Source organism: Phyllobacterium sp. RCAM01083 (assembly GCF_055685835.1).
Genome location: NZ_JBVFZN010000005.1, coordinates 1989234 through 2005550, shown reverse-complemented (window position 1 = coordinate 2005550; position 16317 = coordinate 1989234). Strand labels below are relative to the sequence as shown.

Below are 16317 nucleotides of genomic sequence, written 5' to 3'. Positions count from 1 at the left end.
CTCACTCTCCCTCATGGTGAGCTTGTCGAACCACGCACGACAGCGTTGCAGCTATTTCAGCTTGCTCGGTTCGATCCTAGACGGCCTCGGACCAGACGGCCATGGCCTCGATAACGGCGGGGAGGTCGCGGTGGCGGCTGATGACGGTTTCAGCGCCGGCATCGGTCAACTTGTCCGCATGGCCCGGATAGGTATGGGCGCCGCCGGTGAAGCCGATAACCCGCATGCCTGCGGTCACTGCCGCATGCACACCGTGCGCGGAGTCTTCGATCACGATGCAGCGGGCAGGATCGACGTTGAAATGCTTGGCGGCGTAGATGTAGACATCCGGCGCCGGCTTTGATTTCCGGGTTCCCACTTCGCGCGCCGAGAAAATATTGGGAGCGAAGAGTTCGTAGAGCGAGCTTTGCTCCAGCATCATCTTCAGCGACGCGCTGGTCGAGTTCGAGGCAATGCATTTGGGGTATTTGAGCGCGGCGACGACCGGTTCGATACCCTCGATGACATTCAGTTCATGGCGCAGCTTGTGATCCATCTGACGGGCGGATTCCTCGATCAGCGACGCGGAAATCGGGACACCCGATTCTTTCTCCACCTGAATGAGGATGTCGGTCCAGGTCAGTCCGGCAAAGCGCTCGGCAATGGCCTCGGCTTCAATCGGATAGCCCGACTCCGTCAACAGTTTCGATTCGACTTCGGCGGCCAATATCTCTGAATCGACGAGCACGCCATCGCAGTCGAAAATAATCAGCTGGGGTTCCATTACGTCATACCTGTTCGTGAAAAATGGCTGCATCGCGCAGCTTTGGGTCAAGTCTGGGGGATTACCGGCATCGACTACACTCTTATTCGCGATGCGTCAAAGAAAAGCGCATTGTTTTCATTCACGGATATCGGTCGGCTTTAACGCGATGTTTACCCTGCTCGGTAACCATAAGGTCAGTTCAGTAACGCGTCTCCAGTAATCGAGTATCCCATGTCCGTTGTTCGTCTCGTCAATGACCTGCCCCAGGCTGCACCGCAATCCTCCTGGCTCGACACGATCCTCAAAGGCGACTGTGTTGCCGCCCTCAATCGTCTTCCCGATCATTCGATCGATGTCATCTTTGCCGATCCGCCCTACAATCTGCAGCTTGATGGCGATCTGCATCGCCCGGACCAGTCAAAGGTCGATGCTGTTGATGATCATTGGGACCAGTTCGACAGTTTCCAGGCCTATGATGCCTTCACGCGCGCCTGGCTGCTTGCCTGCCGCCGCGTCCTGAAGCCGAACGGCACCATCTGGGTCATCGGCTCCTATCACAATATCTTCCGCGTTGGCGCCACCATGCAGGATCTCGGATTCTGGATGCTCAACGACATCATCTGGCGCAAGAACAACCCCATGCCGAATTTCCGTGGCCGCCGCTTCCAGAACGCGCATGAAACCATGATCTGGGCGTCGCGCGACCAGAAGGGCAAGGGCTACACCTTCAACTATGAAGCGATGAAGGCTGCCAATGACGATTTGCAGATGCGGTCCGACTGGCTGTTTCCCATTTGCACCGGTGCGGAGCGTCTGAAAGATGAGAATGGCGACAAGATCCACCCGACACAGAAGCCGGAAGCCCTCCTGGCCCGTATTCTCATGGCTTCGTCCAAACCCGGCGACATCATTCTCGATCCATTCTTCGGGTCGGGAACAACAGGCGCGGTCGCCAAACGTCTGGGCCGCCATTTTGTCGGCGTTGAACGGGAACAGAAATACATCGACGCGGCGATGAGCCGGATTGCCTCGGTCGAGGAGCTGGGCGGCGCCGAACTCAAGGTGATGACCGGCAAGCGGGCCGAGCCGCGTGTTGCCTTCGGCAGCATCGTCGAAGCAGGGCTCTTGAAGCCCGGCGTCGTCTTGAGTGATGTTCGCCAGCGGCATGCGGCCATCGTGCGCGCCGACGGAACCGTTGCCAGCAATGGCGATGCGGGTTCGATCCACCGCATGGGCGCCAAGGTGCAGGGTTTTGATGCCTGCAACGGCTGGACGTTCTGGCACTATGAGGAAGACGGCAAGCTCAAGCCGATCGACGAACTGCGTAAGCAGGTCCGCGACGGAATGGTTTCCGCCGGCGTTTAAACCCCAATCCGATCGGACGAGACCTCCAGTACCGCTCTGATCCCGGAACGCCCAAGGTACACCTTGGGCGTTTCGTTATCTGCGGCGGATCAGACGCGGATGCCGAGGCGATTGAGGTCAGCGCGCAGCGTTTGCGGATCGATGAACTGCACCGACTGCCATCCGGCGGCCTGCGCCCCGGCAACATTCTTGGCACTGTCATCGATGAAAAGCGTGGCGGCGGGATCCACGCCGAATGTTGCGACGTGATGGTCATAGATCGCCTTGTCGGGCTTGATCAGGCCGATATCGCCGGAGATGGTCACGCCGCGGCTTTCCGTCAGGAACGGGAAGCGCTGCCAGGCTTCGCGCAGCGTGTCTGAGGCAAAATTCGTCAGCATCGTCACATCGTGCCCGTCGGCGATCAGCTGGCGCATGATGACGACACTGTCGTCGATGCTATGGGTGATCATCTGGTGCCAGTTCTGCCGGAAGGCGCGGATCTGGTGTTCGCGGTCGGGAAAGTCAGCGATCAGCAGCGCTTCGGCATCGGCCCATTTGCGGCCGCGGTCCTGTTCGATGTTCCACTCGTGGGTGCAGACATTGTCGAAGAACCATTTCCGCTCGGCCGCATCCGGGATGACACTGCGGAGAGCAACATCGGGATCATAGTGAATAAGAACCTGTCCGATGTCGAAAACGATGTGTTTGACGGGTGTCATGCCTCTTTCCTTCTTTTCTCGAAAGCATCCGGTATTGCGGCAGCAATGGCTTTTTTCATCACCGTCGGCAATGCCTCATTGTCCAGATTCTCCACACTGATCCACCAGCCATTCCCGCCGGCCGGCTTGCGCACGTTCCGGGCCGCGTAGATCGTCAGGCGCAGTTCAAAATGCGTGAAAATATGGGTTATCGTGCCGCTGGGCACCCATTGCGCATCAAAGGGAGCCGCATCGATACCCGTTTCGCCATCGATTCGGGAGTTCCACTCCGTCGTCGGCACCTCGGTCATGCCGCCAAGCAATCCCGTTTGAGCCCGTCCGCGCAGATAGACTTCACCATTGGTGGAAACGGCGATGAACGCCGCGCCCAGCCGGATTGGCTTTGCCTTTTTGGGCACCTTCACCGGGAAAAACTCCGGGTCCGTGGTTTTCAGGGCCTCGCAATTGTCGTTGAGGGGGCAGATCACGCAGGCCGGACGCTTGGGCGTGCAGATGGTTGCGCCAAGGTCCATCATCGCCTGCGCAAAATCACCCGGCCGTTTGTCGGGGGTCAGCAGCTGCATCAGCCGCCGGATCTCGGGCTTGGCCGCGGGCAGGGGCGTCGACAGGGCATGGAGGCGCGTGATGACCCGCTCGACATTGCCGTCGACAACGGCAATCGGCATGCCGAAGGCAATGGATGCAATGGCCGCCGCCGTATAGTCGCCGATTCCCGGCAATGATTTGAGCCCGGCAAGATCGGCGGGAAAATGCCCGCCGAAGTCCGCTGCCACGATATCGGCGCACTTTTTCAGGTTTCGCGCCCGGGAATAATAGCCAAGCCCGGCCCAGGCGCGCATCACGTCATCCTGGCTGGCAGCAGCCAGGTCCATGACCGTTGGCCACTTGCGTATGAAGGTCAGGAAATAGGGTTTTACCGCCTCGACCGTCGTCTGCTGAAGCATGATTTCCGACAGCCAGATGCGGTAGGGATTAGCTACAATTCCGGACTTGTGATCCCCCGGCGTTATGCGCCAGGGTAAAATGCGATGATGGCTATCATACCAGGCGAGCAGTTCATTCGTTATTGGTTGCATCAATTCAAAACTGCTTTACAGGGAAGTGAAGTGACATTTCTCATGAAACGGTTGCGAAAGTAAATTCAAGAACATTCGGATTCATAAATGTTCCCAGCTCAGTTGACCAACGCCCTGCTGCTACCCACAAAAGGGCGTCTCGTCGGTATTGATCGCAACAATCGCATCTTCACTTTCCTGTTTGCACTTTTCCCCGGCTTGCTGGTCAGTGGAACCTCGGTAACGCTGGTCTGCGCCTTCCTCTGGGCGATAATTTCCCTGGTCCTGCGGCGCTTTCCCTGGCAGATGACGCGCCAGGACCGCATCATCGGCTGGATTTTTACCGCCTATGTCCTGGTGACGGTTCTCGTCGTGCTTCTCAGCCCGAATCTGGCGAAGGGTGCTGAATATCTCTTGAAGATGATCCCGTTCCTGGCGGTCTGGGCCATTATCCCCAGGCTGAGGGTGAGTCTCGACGGACGTATCGGTCCGTTCTTCGTGACCGGCGCTGGCATCGGAATGATCGGCGCCCTGATTTACAGCGTGGTCCAGATGCTCCTGCATGAGAGCCGGGCCACCGGCGGTGCGGGCAACGCTGCGGTTTTCGGGCTTTTCGCCGTGCTGTTCGGCAGCATCGCCCTGCTCAATGTCCACTCACAAAGCAAAACCGAACGGCTGATTGCGGTTGCAGGCTTCACCTGCGGGCTGATCTGCGTGTTCCTTTCCGGCACCCGGTCGGCCTGGCTCGTCATCCCGTTTCACTGTGCCATCCTGTTCTGGTACCTGCGCGGCCAGACGCTGCCCTCGATCAATCGAACCGTTAAATTATTGATGGCGCTCCTGCTCGTGGTCGTGGCTCTTGCGGCTGTCCCGAAGATCATGGACCGCTACAGCGCATTGCAGACCGACATCGTGCGACTGGACGAAGATCCCAACGACATCAGCTCGCTGAGTGCCCGGCTCCTGTTGTGGAGCGGGGCTGAAAAGGCATTTCTCGCGTCACCGCTTGTCGGACAGGGCCCGCAAAACCGCATGCAGTCGGTCAACAGGGCTTTGGATCTGCCTCCCGAGAAGTACTTGCTGTTCACGCATGTCCATAATGGCTTTTTGAATGCGGCAGTCGATGGCGGGGTGCTGGGGGTTCTGGCGCTGCTTCTGCTGCTGTCGGCCCCCATTGTCGCCGCGCGCCTGAAGGAACCTGGACCCGGGCGGGATTTGACGACGGCGCTTTCCTTGCTGCTCGTGACGGCTTATGTGATCACGGGAATGTTTGGCATCATGTTCGGGCACGACGCGACCGACGCGGTCTTCATCTACGTGACGCTGCTTATTTGCACGATTTCCGGTCCGACACCCTATCTGTCGGTGCGGGAAATCGCGGACCGCGCCGAACAGGACAAGGCTGCACTGGCAGTATGATAAAAGGGTTGGGGATAAAGTTCTGACATGAAAGCGATTGTTACCGGAGCGGCAGGCTTTATCGGCTTTCACGTGGCAAGACGGCTCGCCAGGGAAGGCTTTGAGGTCATCGCCATCGACAACCTCAATGACTACTATCAGGTGGCCCTCAAGGAAACCCGCCTGTCGGCGCTCGATGGCCAGTCCAATATCCGTTTTGCCCGCGCCAATATTGCCAGGCCCGAGGAATTGCGTGCCGCGATTGCCGGCGACATGGATGCCGATGTGATCGTGCATCTGGCGGCTCAGGCGGGTGTGCGCTACTCCGTGGAAAATCCCGCCGCCTATGTCGATGCCAATGTTCAGGGACAGGTGACTGTGTTTGAACAGGCCCGCGTGATGCCGAAGCAGCCGCCGGTCGTCTATGCAAGTTCATCGTCGGTTTATGGCGCCAACACCAAGGTGCCGTTTTCCGAGAGCGATCCGGTCAACAATCCGGTGTCCGTCTATGCGGCGACAAAGCGCTCTGCTGAACTGCTGGCCTATTCCTATGCGCATGTCCACAAGGTCGCTTCGACGGGCCTGCGCTTCTTCACGGTCTATGGCCCCTATGGCCGTCCTGACATGGCGCCATGGCTGTTCACGGACGCCATTTCAAAGGGCGAGCCGATCAAGGTCTATAATCACGGCAAGATGGCGCGCGATTTCACCTTCATCGATGATATTGTCAGCGGCGTGCTTGGTGCGGTGAACCGCATCCTGTCCAATCCGGCGGAAACTGCACCGGTCTACAATCTCGGCAACAACAATCCGGTGGCGCTGCTGCGCTTTATCGAAATCATCGAGCAGGCAGTGGGACGCGAAGCCGTCAAAAAGTTCGAGCCGATGCCCCCGGCGGATGTCGAGCGGACCTATGCCGACATCGACCTTGCCACCCGTGATCTCGGCTTCTGCCCGAAGACGACGCTGGAGGAGGGTATTCCCCTGTTTGTCGAATGGTTTCGCGGCTATAATGGCCGCTGACGCTTCCATTCCGGACACGCAAGGCAGTTTGCACCATGAGCGATGACCGCAAGCAAAGGGGATTCCGGCCATTGGCCGATCCCGCATCGGGCGTGCTCGATCCTGTCCTGCGCAAGCGCGCGGGGATAACGATAGAGCTTGTTCAGGCTTGGGAAGAAGTGGTTGGCCCCGCTCTTGGTGACCAGTCCCGGCCGCTGAAGCTGCTGTGGCCACGCCGTGCGCATGAGGACGACCCGTTCCAGCCAGCGACACTGGTGATTGCCTGCCAGGGGTTTACCGCCATGCGCATCCAGCATGAGACCGGTGAAATCATCAGCCGGGTCAACGCCTTTCTCGGCTTTGCCGCGGTCGGCCGCATCAAGATCGAGCAGAGGGCCATCACGCTGCCTGCGCCGAAGCGGCGTGCATTGCCGCCGGTCGACGCGGCAACCAGAGGGAAGATCAGTCGCGTCGTCGAAGCCATCGAGGACGATAGCCTGCGCGAGGCGCTGGAACGGCTCGGGCAAAGCATCCACGCGGAAAAGATCAAGCGCTGAAACACGTTCTGCCTGATTTTATCCCGTTCAGATCACGAAAAATTCAAAGACAGATGGCAAGCTCTGCCTTAAAGAGACTGCCATAGGGCTCTACGGAGTCAAACAACGCATAATCAACACCGGAGACAGGTGATCCTTATGACTGACATGCTGACACGCCGAAACATTCTGACCCTAGCGGCCGTATCGACGGCGGCGCTCGCTGTGACTGCGGGCAACCCGGCATGGTCAGAAGATGCGGCCAAGCCCGCCGCGACACCGGTGCCCGGTACGCCCGCCGACGTCAAGATTCCGGAATCCGCCGGAAAGGTCGATCAGGCCAAGCTGATGGAGCAGGGTCCTCTCAAGGATATCGTGCTGGGCAAGGCCGATGCCCCGGTCACCATCGTCGAATACGCGTCGATGACCTGCCCGCATTGCGCCCACTTCACCGTTGCCACGCTGCCGACGATCAAGGAAAAGTACATCGACACGGGCAAGGCCAAGCTCATCCTGCGCGAATTCCCGTTCGATCCGCGCGCTGCCGCTGCCTTCATGCTCGCCCGCTGCGCCCCGGAAGACCGCTACTATCCGCTTGTTGATGTGCTGTTCAAACAGCAGGAACAGTGGGCCGCATCGGCAAATGCCGTAGAACCTTTGATGCAAATCTCCAAATTGGCCGGTTTTACACAGGAGTCGTTCAACGCTTGCTTGACGAACCAAAAACTTCTGGATGATGTGAATGCATCGCGTGACCGCGGAGCCAAGGATTTCGGCGTCAATGCTACGCCGACCTTCTTCATCAACGGCACGAAATATGCAGGAGCCCTATCGGTTGACGAAATGTCAGCGATTATCGACGGTCTACTCTGATAGCTGCCTGTTGAATTCAGGCGGACGCCTTGCCGCGTCCGCCCTTGCGGTTTTGTGCGGGAAGGGCCTCTGATGCGCTTCACGAAACTCCGCCTCCTCGGTTTCAAATCCTTCGTCGAACCCGCCGAATTCGTCATTGAAAGCGGATTGACCGGCGTTGTCGGCCCCAATGGCTGCGGCAAGTCCAATCTCGTGGAAGCCCTGCGCTGGGTCATGGGCGAAAGCTCCTACAAGAACATGCGCGCATCCGGCATGGATGACGTCATTTTCTCCGGCTCCGGCACGCGCCCGTCGCGCAATACAGCCGAAGTCACGCTCTTTCTCGATAATCACGACCGCAGTGCCCCGGCAACCTTCAACGATGCCGATGAACTGCAGGTGTCGCGCCGCATCGAACGCGAGGCGGGTTCGGTCTACCGCATCAACGGCAAGGATGCCCGCGCCAAGGACGTGCAGCTGCTGTTCGCCGACCAGTCGACCGGCGCCCGGTCGCCATCCATGGTCGGTCAGGGCCGCATTGGCGAACTTATCCAGGCCAAGCCGCAGGCCCGCCGGGCACTTCTCGAAGAAGCTGCCGGCATATCCGGCCTGCACACCCGCCGCCACGAGGCGGAACTGCGCCTGCGGGCAGCGGAACAAAATCTGGAACGGCTGGAGGACGTCGTCGGCGAACTGGAAACCCAGATCGAAAGCCTGAAACGGCAATCGCGCCAGGCCAATCGCTTCAAGAGCCTGTCGGCGGATATCCGCCGTTCCGAAGCGATCCTCCTGCATCTGAAATGGGCTGTTGCCAAACATCAGGAGGCCGAGGCTCAATCGGCTTTGTCTGCCGCGACCTCAGGCGTCGGTGATTTCGCCCAGGTCCAGATGAACGCCGCCAAGGAACAGGCGATCGGCGCACACAAGCTGCCTGACTTACGCGAGGCGGAAGCCAAGGCTGCCGCGGCCCTGCAGCGCCTGACCATCGCCCGCTCGCAGATCGAGGAAGAAGCCCAGCGCATCCGGGCCCGCCAGTCGGAGCTGGAAAAGCGTCTGGCCCAGCTCACCGCCGATATTGCCCGCGAAGAGCAGATGGTGCGCGACAATGCCGATATTCTGGCGCGTCTCGATGCGGAAGAGCGTGCGCTCAATCAGGACAACGCCAATGCCGGTGAACACGAACTGGCAACCCGCGCCGATTTTGAACGCGCCGATGCCAAGCTTAGGGAAAGCGAAGCGGCCCTTGCCAAGGTAACCGCTGAACGCGCCGAAGCCACCGCCGAACGGGCGCAGATCGAGCGCAATTTGCGCGAAAGCACCGAGCGCCGTGACCGCCTTGCCCGCCAGATGGGCGATGTGGAACGCGATCTCGCGGCGATAGCAGCGCAGATTGCGGCTCTTGCCGATCCTATCGAGAAGCAGGCGCTGGTTGAAGCAGCCGAGGCAACGCTCGAACAGGCCGAGGAAGGCGCTTTGGCGGCGGAAGCGGCCGTCGAGACGGCGCGCCGCACGGAAGCGCAGTTGCGCCAGCCGGTGCAGGATGCCCGCAGCAATCTCAATCGCATCGAGACTGAAGCCCGCACCTTGGCAAAGATGATCAATGTCGGCGGGTCGGACCTGTTTCCCGCTGTTGTCGAAGCGGTAAAGGTGGAAAAGGGGTTTGAAATCGCGCTTGGCGCGGCGCTCGGTGAAGATCTCGACGCGCCGCTCGACCGTAGCGCCCCGGTTTTCTGGGGTGATGTGGACGGTGCCGGTGATGATCCCGCACTGCCAGCCGGGCTGAAAACCCTTGCCAGTGTGGTCAAGGCGCCGCGCCAGCTGGCCCGCCGTCTTGCCCAGATCGGCATTGTCGACGAAGCGGACGGCGCACGCATTCAGGCGTCGTTGAAGCCGGGTCAGCGGCTGGTCAGCCGTTCCGGTGCGCTGTGGCGCTGGGATGGCTATACGGCAAGCGCCGATGCACCGACACCGGCGGCACAGCGTCTGGCGCAGAAAAACCGCCTCGCCGAACTTGATATCGAAGTTGTCGAAGCGACGAAGCGCCTGCGTGAGGCTGAGGCCGCCATTGCAGGGGCAGAAGCCGCCGTGCGCCAGTCGGTTGAGAATGAGCGTATGGCTCGCGATCACTGGCGCGCCATGCAGCGCGCCGTCAGTGATGCGCGTGAGGCGCTTGCATCGGCCGAACGGGCGGCCGGGCAGCTTTCAAGCCGCCGCGCCGCTTTGGACGAGGGCAAGGCCCGCCTCGCCGAAACGCTTGAAGAAACACAGGAGCAGTTCCTTGAGGCAGAAGACCGGCTGGCACGCGCGCCGGATCTGGAAGAGGTCAATATCCGCCTTAGCCAGCTGACCGCAGAAGTCATGACCGACCGGGCGGCGCTCGCCGAGGCACGTGCCGTGCATGAAGGCTTGCGTCGCGAGGCCGAGAACCGCATGCGGCGCCTGGAGTCCATCGGTTTTGAACGCAGGAGCTGGAACGACCGCGCGCTGAATGCCGACCGCCAGATTGAATCTTTGACTGAACGGCGGCAGGAAGCGGAAGAAGAGTTTGCCGATCTGGTCGATGCGCCGGATGAAATTGCCGAACGCAACCGGGCGCTGCTGTCGCAGCTCTCGCAAGCGGAAGCGTTGCGCAAGGAGGCCGGTGATCGTCTGGCCGTGGCGGAAGCGCGTCAGCAGGAATTGGACCGCGCTGCCACCGATGCCATTCAGGCGCTGGCCACGGCGCGTGAAGGCCGGGCACGGTCGGAAGAGCGTCTTGCCGCGGCACAGGAACGCCGCCATGATGCCGAAACACGCATTGCCGAAGCCCTCAATTGCGCGCCGCATGAAGCAATGAAGCTGACCGGCCTCGGCCCCAACGATCCCTTGCCGGATGTCGATGCGACGGACCGCAATCTGGAACGGCTCAAGATCGAGCGCGAGCGCCTCGGTGCCGTCAACCTGCGGGCCGAGGAAGAGCAGGAAGAATTGTCGGCGCGGCTCGAGGCGATTGTCAGCGAACGCGAAGACATCATCGAGGCGGTCAAGAAACTGCGCCAGGCGATCCAGAGCCTCAATCGCGAGGGGCGCGAACGGCTCCTTGCTGCGTTCGAGGTAGTGAATGCGCAGTTCCAGCGCCTGTTCACACACCTGTTCGGCGGCGGCACCGCGGAGCTGCAATTGATTGAATCGGAAGACCCGCTCGAAGCCGGTCTTGAAATTCTCGCCCGTCCGCCCGGCAAGAAGCCGCAGACCATGACGCTGCTGTCCGGCGGCGAGCAGGCCCTGACCGCAATGGCGCTGATCTTTGCCGTGTTCCTGACCAATCCGGCGCCGATCTGTGTGCTCGACGAGGTGGACGCGCCGCTCGACGATCACAATGTCGAGCGCTTCTGCAACCTGATGGACGAGATGGCGGCCTCCACCGAAACACGGTTTGTCGTCATCACCCACAACCCGATCACCATGGCGCGCATGAACCGTCTCTTCGGTGTCACGATGGCCGAGCAGGGCGTCAGCCAGCTGGTGTCAGTCGATCTCCAGACCGCCGAGCAACTGCGCGAGGCGAGCTGATACCAGACTGCTTCAAGCTTGAAATGACGAAGGATTTCAAAGATTAACGCGGATTTACTCTGCTAATCGATTTGAATGGTGCAATGCAGCATTTTTTGGTGGTGCTTCGCGAACCTATCGAATAGACCTTCTTCAGCGCTTTGCGGCGCGTGGACGGCGGCATGGGAGGCTGCAATGGTGAAGTGGGTTTACACATTCGGGGACGGCAAGGCGGAAGGCTCTGCCGGCGATCGCAACCTTCTGGGCGGCAAGGGGGCCAATCTGGCCGAGATGTGCGCGCTCGGGCTGCCGGTCCCGCCCGGATTTACCATCACGTCCGAGGTCTGCAGCTGGTTCTATGACAATGGCCATCGTTATCCCGATACGCTCGAAGCTGATGCCAAGAAGGCGCTCGGTCACATTGCTGCGGTGACGGGCCGCGATTTCGGCGACCCGTCCAAGCCGCTGCTGGTGTCCGTGCGTTCCGGCTCCCGTGCTTCCATGCCGGGCATGATGGACACCGTGCTCAATCTCGGCCTCAATGATCAGACCGTGGAAGCCATCGCCCGCGAATCCGGCGATCCGCGCTTTGCCTATGACAGCTACCGCCGTTTCATCCAGATGTATTCCGACGTGGTCATGGGGCTCGACCATTCGGTCTTCGAGGAAATCCTCGAGGATACCAAGGCCAATCTCGGCGTCGAGATCGATACGGCGCTCTCGGCCGACGACTGGAAGGGCATTATCGACCTTTACAAGGCCAAGATCGAGGAAGAGCTGGAAGAGCCATTCCCGCAGGACCCGGAAAAGCAGCTTTGGGGCGCGATCGGCGCTGTTTTCTCGAGCTGGATGAACACGCGCGCCATCACCTATCGCCGCTTGCACAACATCCCGGAAAGCTGGGGCACGGCCGTCAATATCCAGGCCATGGTGTTCGGCAATATGGGCGAGCGTTCGGCAACGGGCGTTGCCTTCACGCGCAATCCGTCGACCGGCGAAAAGAAGCTCTATGGCGAGTTTCTCGTCAATGCGCAGGGCGAAGACGTGGTTGCGGGCATCAGGACGCCGCAGAACATCACGGAAGACGCGCGCATTGCCGCAGGTTCCGACAAGCCGTCGCTGGAAAAGTTGATGCCGGCCGCCTTTGCCGAATTCTGCGCCGTGTCGGACCGATTGGAAAAGCATTACACCGATATGCAGGATCTCGAATTCACCATCGAGAACGGCAAGCTGTGGATGCTGCAGACGCGATCCGGCAAGCGCACCGCCAAGGCTGCGCTGAAGATCGCCGTCGAAATGGCGAATGAAGGGCTGATCACACGGGAAGAAGCGGTTCTGCGCATTGATCCGGCTTCGCTCGATCAGCTGCTGCATCCCACGATTGATCCTTCCGCCAAGCGCAATGTCATCGGCAGCGGGCTTCCCGCATCGCCGGGTGCCGCGACGGGTGAGATCGTGTTCTCGTCGGAAGATGCCGAACAGCTGAAGTCGGAAGGCCGCAAGGCCATCCTCGTGCGCATCGAAACCAGCCCGGAAGACATTCACGGCATGCACGCGGCCGAGGCCATCCTGACCACCCGCGGCGGCATGACCAGCCACGCGGCCGTGGTGGCGCGCGGCATGGGCAAGCCCTGCGTCTCCGGTGCTGGTTCCCTGCGCGTCGATTACCGCAATGAAACCCTGCTGGCCGCAGGCGTGCTTTTGAAGAAGGGTGACATCATCACCATCGATGGCGGTATCGGCCAGGTGCTCAAGGGCGCCGTTCCCATGCTGCAGCCGGAATTCTCCGGCGATTTTGCCAAGATCATGGAATGGGCCGACACGACGCGCCGCATGAAGGTGCGAGCCAATGCCGAAACGCCGAATGATGCGCGCATGGCGCGCTCGTTCGGGGCCGAGGGCATCGGTCTTTGCCGCACCGAGCATATGTTCTTTGACGGCGAGCGCATCATTGCCATGCGCGAAATGATCCTGGCTGACAGCGAGAAGGGCCGCCGCGCCGCGCTGGACAAGCTGTTGCCGATGCAGCGCGCCGATTTCAAGGAACTGTTCGAAATCATGAACGGCCTTCCCGTGACGATCCGGTTGCTCGACCCGCCGCTGCACGAATTCCTGCCGAAGACGGAAGAGGAAATCGCAGAAGTTGCTGCTGTCATGAATGTCAGCCCGGAGAAGCTGCGCGAGCGCACCGACAGCCTGCATGAATTCAACCCGATGCTCGGCCATCGCGGCTGCCGCCTCGCCATTTCCTATCCGGAAATTGCCGAAATGCAGGTGCGGGCGATTTTCGAAGCCGCCGTGCAGGCGGCGGAAGTCACCGGCGCGCCGGTCGAACCGGAAATCATGGTGCCGCTGGTTGGCCTGCGGGCCGAACTTGATTTCGTCAAGGCCCGGATCGATGCGGTCGCCGCCGACGTGATGAAGGAAGCGGATATCAGGATCAATTATCTCGTCGGCACGATGATCGAACTGCCGCGCGCTGCGGTACGTGCGCATTCGATTGCCGAGGTGGCGGAGTTCTTCTCCTTCGGCACCAACGATCTGACCCAGACAACCTTCGGTATTTCGCGCGACGATGCATCCGCCTTCCTGATGACCTATCAGATGAAGGGTATCATCCAGCAGGACCCGTTCGTCTCCATTGATGTGGACGGCGTCGGCGAACTGGTGCGCATTGCCGTGGAAAAGGGCAAGATAACCCGCCCGGACATCAAGCTTGGCATCTGCGGTGAACATGGCGGCGATCCGGCTTCCATTCACTTCTGCGAAGAGACCGGCCTTGACTATGTCTCCTGCTCGCCGTTCCGCGTGCCGATCGCGCGTCTGGCGGCGGCACAGGCCTCGGCCAAGCAAAAATAGCGCCTTGGCCCTGTTGGCAGGGCCGGTGCCGCATTTTGGACGTGATCTGCGCGTGTATCTGCGGGCAATTCTCAAGATTGGTAAACACCGTGCGCTCAGCTTCTGCCATCATCGCTGCTCTTCTTCTCGTCACGCCTGCGGGGATCGCAACCGCCGGGGATCATCCGGCGCCATTCGTCGAGCCGAAGCTTTATATTGCCAAGGGCGGCGTCGCCGCGCCGCAGGTGGCCCTGACGCTGGATGCCTGTTCGGGGCAGACGGACCTGCGCATTCTCAACACGCTGGTCGAAAACCGCATCCCGGCAACGATCTTCGTCACCGCCCGCTGGATGCGGCACAATGCCGAGGCGCTTGCGGTCATGAAGGCGCATCCCGACCTGTTTGAGCTGGAAAATCACGGCTTCAACCACATCCCCGCCATCGACAACCAGCCCGCCATGTTCGGGTTGAAGACGGCAGGCTCGGAAGCCGCCATCCGCAGTGAAATCCAGGGCGGTGTCGACGCCATGCTGAAAGCCTCCGTCGCCAAGCCGGTCTGGTATCGCGATGCGACCGCCCGCTACAGCGAAAACGGTATCCGCATCATCCATGAGATGGGCTACCGGGTGGCCGGTTATTCGCTCAATGCCGATATGGGCGCCTCGCTGATGGCCGGGCTGGTGGAAAAGCGCATTACCGCTGCCAAGGATGGCGATGTCATCATTGCCCATATCAACCAGCCGGGCCGTGTGGCCGGTGCCGGTGTTGCCAAAGGCGTTTTGGCCCTGCAGCAAAAGGGTTTTCGCTTCGTGCGGCTGCAGGACGTGACGGTTTCTGCCCAGCCGGTGCGCTCCGGGGTCTGATCAAACCGGCAGCGAAAGACCGCCGCCGGTTTTGATTTTTCACAATCTTGTTTATGCCGCTGTTACTGCAGCCGGAAAGCCGTGGCTTCGTGCCCGGACGGCGGCGATGAAGGCCAGGGCGAGCAGTGCCAGCAGCACCCATGAGAACGACGTGACGCCGGTCGTTTCCAGGAGGAAGCCGCCAATGATGCCGCCGCCGGCAATGCCGATGTTCCAGACGGTGACGATCATCGATTGCGCGACATCCGCCGCATCACCCGCGGTTTTGGCCGATGCGGTCTGGAACAGGGTCGGCACGCCGCCATAGGTCACACCCCAGATGGCGAAGCTGAGATAGACCATCGTGCTGTTGGCGGACCAGATGGCAAGGAGAACGGCCGCCACGGCAAAGGCCGCGATGCAGATCAGCGTCAGTTCACGCAGCCAGCGGTCGATCATCAGGCCGATCATCCAGGTGCCGAGAATGGCGGACAGGCCAAAGACGAACAGCACCTTGTCGATGCTTCCGGCGAGCCCGGCGGGAACCAGAAACGGCGCGATGTAGGTATAGAGCACGTTATGGGCCACCACATAGGTGAGCGTGACAAACAGCACCGCCTTGACGCCGGGAATGGCGAAGACGCCGGAGATCGGCAATTGCCTTCCCGCTTCCTGGCCGGGAAAATCCGGCAATTTCCAGATGGTCCAGCCGACCAGCAGCACCGTCAGCCCGCTCATGATGCCGAACGTGTACTGCCAGCCGACAAACGCGCCCAGAAATGTCCCGGCGGGCACGCCGAGGGACAGCGCGACGGGCGCGCCAAGCATGGCGACGGCCATGGCCTTGCCTTTCATGTGGTCGGGCACCATGCGCCCGGCATAACCGGCAACCAGCGCCCAGAGCAATCCAGCGAAAACACCGGCAAAAAATCGGGCGCCGAGCGTGAGCGTGTAGCTGGTGGAAACCGCCGTGATCGTGTTGACGATGGCAAATCCGCCGATGGCGCTGAGCAGCAGTGGCTTGCGCCGCCATCCGCGTGTGGCTGCGGTCAGCGGGATAGCGGCGATGAGGGAGCCGAGAGCGTAGATGGTGACGAGCTGGCCCACCAGCGATTCGGGCACTGCCAGACTGGCGCCCATCTGGGGCAGCAGACCCGCCGGCAGCGCTTCGGTGAGGACGGTGATGAAACCGGCTGCTGCAAGGGCAAGCAGGCCGCTGAGCGGCAGCCGGAAGGAGGAGGCGGGAGTAGCCTCGTCCAGCGATGTTGTGATCGATGTCATGTCTTTGCCTGGTCAATAGGTACGGGGTTGGGCAGGCGGAGAGGCGATGCCTTTACAGTGCAAAGCTTCACACCTGCGATGGGAAACCGAACCTAGTCATCTTCGCAAAACGGAAAAACAGGCTATAGTTCCTTTCACAAGGGACATTTTTGTCGGCAATGAAGAGGTGGT

At 60.6% G+C, this 16317-nt stretch carries 12 protein-coding genes; 8 read left to right on the top strand and 4 right to left on the bottom strand.

Annotated features, from left to right (window positions below; genetic code table 11):
* Positions 1 to 76 precede the first annotated feature (76 nt).
* Entirely contained in the window at positions 77 to 763 is a 687-nt protein-coding gene (locus tag ACZ25R_RS16615; protein WP_223611522.1) for an HAD family hydrolase, read from the bottom strand.
* 213 nt (positions 764 to 976) lie between these two features.
* On the opposite strand from ACZ25R_RS16615, the gene ACZ25R_RS16610 reads away from it, so the two are divergent.
* Positions 977 to 2110 carry a DNA methyltransferase gene (locus ACZ25R_RS16610; RefSeq protein ID WP_472461618.1) on the top strand — a complete coding sequence of 378 codons (1134 nt, stop codon included), beginning with the start codon at positions 977 to 979 and terminating at the stop codon, positions 2108 to 2110.
* 89 nt (positions 2111 to 2199) lie between these two features.
* Here ACZ25R_RS16610 and ACZ25R_RS16605 read toward each other — a convergent pair whose 3' ends face one another.
* Positions 2200 to 2811: an HAD family hydrolase gene (locus ACZ25R_RS16605; RefSeq protein ID WP_472461617.1), complete on the bottom strand. Its 612-nt coding sequence runs from the start codon at positions 2809 to 2811 to the stop codon at positions 2200 to 2202.
* Positions 2808 to 3887 (bottom strand): A/G-specific adenine glycosylase, encoded by a 1080-nt coding sequence (mutY, locus tag ACZ25R_RS16600; RefSeq protein ID WP_472461616.1) that lies wholly within the window; start codon positions 3885 to 3887, stop codon positions 2808 to 2810. Before mutY ends, ACZ25R_RS16605 begins: the two co-directional genes overlap by 4 nt.
* A gap of 87 nt (positions 3888 to 3974) precedes the next feature.
* On the opposite strand from mutY, the gene ACZ25R_RS16595 reads away from it, so the two are divergent.
* The 7 genes from ACZ25R_RS16595 (at position 3975) to ACZ25R_RS16565 (ending at position 14886) form a co-directional block, all read left to right on the top strand.
* Entirely contained in the window at positions 3975 to 5285 is a 1311-nt protein-coding gene (locus ACZ25R_RS16595) for an O-antigen ligase family protein (protein WP_472461615.1), read from the top strand.
* Positions 5286 to 5312: 27 nt separating this feature from the next.
* Positions 5313 to 6287, top strand: a complete 975-nt coding sequence (locus tag ACZ25R_RS16590) for an SDR family NAD(P)-dependent oxidoreductase (protein ID WP_472461614.1) — start codon at positions 5313 to 5315, stop codon at positions 6285 to 6287.
* Between the two features lie 35 nt (positions 6288 to 6322).
* Positions 6323 to 6823 carry a DUF721 domain-containing protein gene (locus ACZ25R_RS16585; RefSeq protein WP_472461613.1) on the top strand — a complete coding sequence of 167 codons (501 nt, stop codon included), beginning with the start codon at positions 6323 to 6325 and terminating at the stop codon, positions 6821 to 6823.
* A 138-nt stretch (positions 6824 to 6961) separates the two neighbouring features.
* Complete coding sequence (locus tag ACZ25R_RS16580) at positions 6962 to 7675, top strand: DsbA family protein (RefSeq protein ID WP_223611515.1); 714 nt, start codon at positions 6962 to 6964, stop codon at positions 7673 to 7675.
* A 72-nt stretch (positions 7676 to 7747) separates the two neighbouring features.
* A complete protein-coding gene (gene smc / locus ACZ25R_RS16575; RefSeq protein WP_472461612.1) occupies positions 7748 to 11206 on the top strand; it encodes a chromosome segregation protein SMC in 3459 nt (1152 codons plus the stop codon).
* A 174-nt stretch (positions 11207 to 11380) separates the two neighbouring features.
* The gene (ppdK, locus tag ACZ25R_RS16570) at positions 11381 to 14044 is read left to right on the top strand and encodes a pyruvate, phosphate dikinase (protein WP_472461611.1); all 2664 of its coding nucleotides are present in this window, start codon (positions 11381 to 11383) and stop codon (positions 14042 to 14044) included.
* An 89-nt stretch (positions 14045 to 14133) separates the two neighbouring features.
* Complete coding sequence (locus ACZ25R_RS16565; RefSeq protein WP_472461610.1) at positions 14134 to 14886, top strand: polysaccharide deacetylase family protein; 753 nt, start codon at positions 14134 to 14136, stop codon at positions 14884 to 14886.
* A 51-nt stretch (positions 14887 to 14937) separates the two neighbouring features.
* Here ACZ25R_RS16565 and ACZ25R_RS16560 read toward each other — a convergent pair whose 3' ends face one another.
* On the bottom strand, positions 14938 to 16146 hold the full coding sequence (locus ACZ25R_RS16560) for an MFS transporter (protein WP_472461609.1): 1209 nt from the start codon (positions 16144 to 16146) through the stop codon (positions 14938 to 14940).
* Positions 16147 to 16317 lie beyond the last annotated feature (171 nt).

Coding starts and splice junctions, on each gene's coding strand:
- ACZ25R_RS16615 (WP_223611522.1), bottom strand. CDS start 763: ATGGAACCCCAGCTGATTATTTTCGACTGCGATGGCGTGCTCGTCGAT.
- ACZ25R_RS16610 (WP_472461618.1), top strand. CDS start 977: ATGTCCGTTGTTCGTCTCGTCAATGACCTGCCCCAGGCTGCACCGCAA.
- ACZ25R_RS16605 (WP_472461617.1), bottom strand. CDS start 2,811: ATGACACCCGTCAAACACATCGTTTTCGACATCGGACAGGTTCTTATT.
- mutY (WP_472461616.1), bottom strand. CDS start 3,887: ATGCAACCAATAACGAATGAACTGCTCGCCTGGTATGATAGCCATCAT.
- ACZ25R_RS16595 (WP_472461615.1), top strand. CDS start 3,975: ATGTTCCCAGCTCAGTTGACCAACGCCCTGCTGCTACCCACAAAAGGG.
- ACZ25R_RS16590 (WP_472461614.1), top strand. CDS start 5,313: ATGAAAGCGATTGTTACCGGAGCGGCAGGCTTTATCGGCTTTCACGTG.
- ACZ25R_RS16585 (WP_472461613.1), top strand. CDS start 6,323: ATGAGCGATGACCGCAAGCAAAGGGGATTCCGGCCATTGGCCGATCCC.
- ACZ25R_RS16580 (WP_223611515.1), top strand. CDS start 6,962: ATGACTGACATGCTGACACGCCGAAACATTCTGACCCTAGCGGCCGTA.
- smc (WP_472461612.1), top strand. CDS start 7,748: ATGCGCTTCACGAAACTCCGCCTCCTCGGTTTCAAATCCTTCGTCGAA.
- ppdK (WP_472461611.1), top strand. CDS start 11,381: ATGGTGAAGTGGGTTTACACATTCGGGGACGGCAAGGCGGAAGGCTCT.
- ACZ25R_RS16560 (WP_472461609.1), bottom strand. CDS start 16,146: ATGACATCGATCACAACATCGCTGGACGAGGCTACTCCCGCCTCCTCC.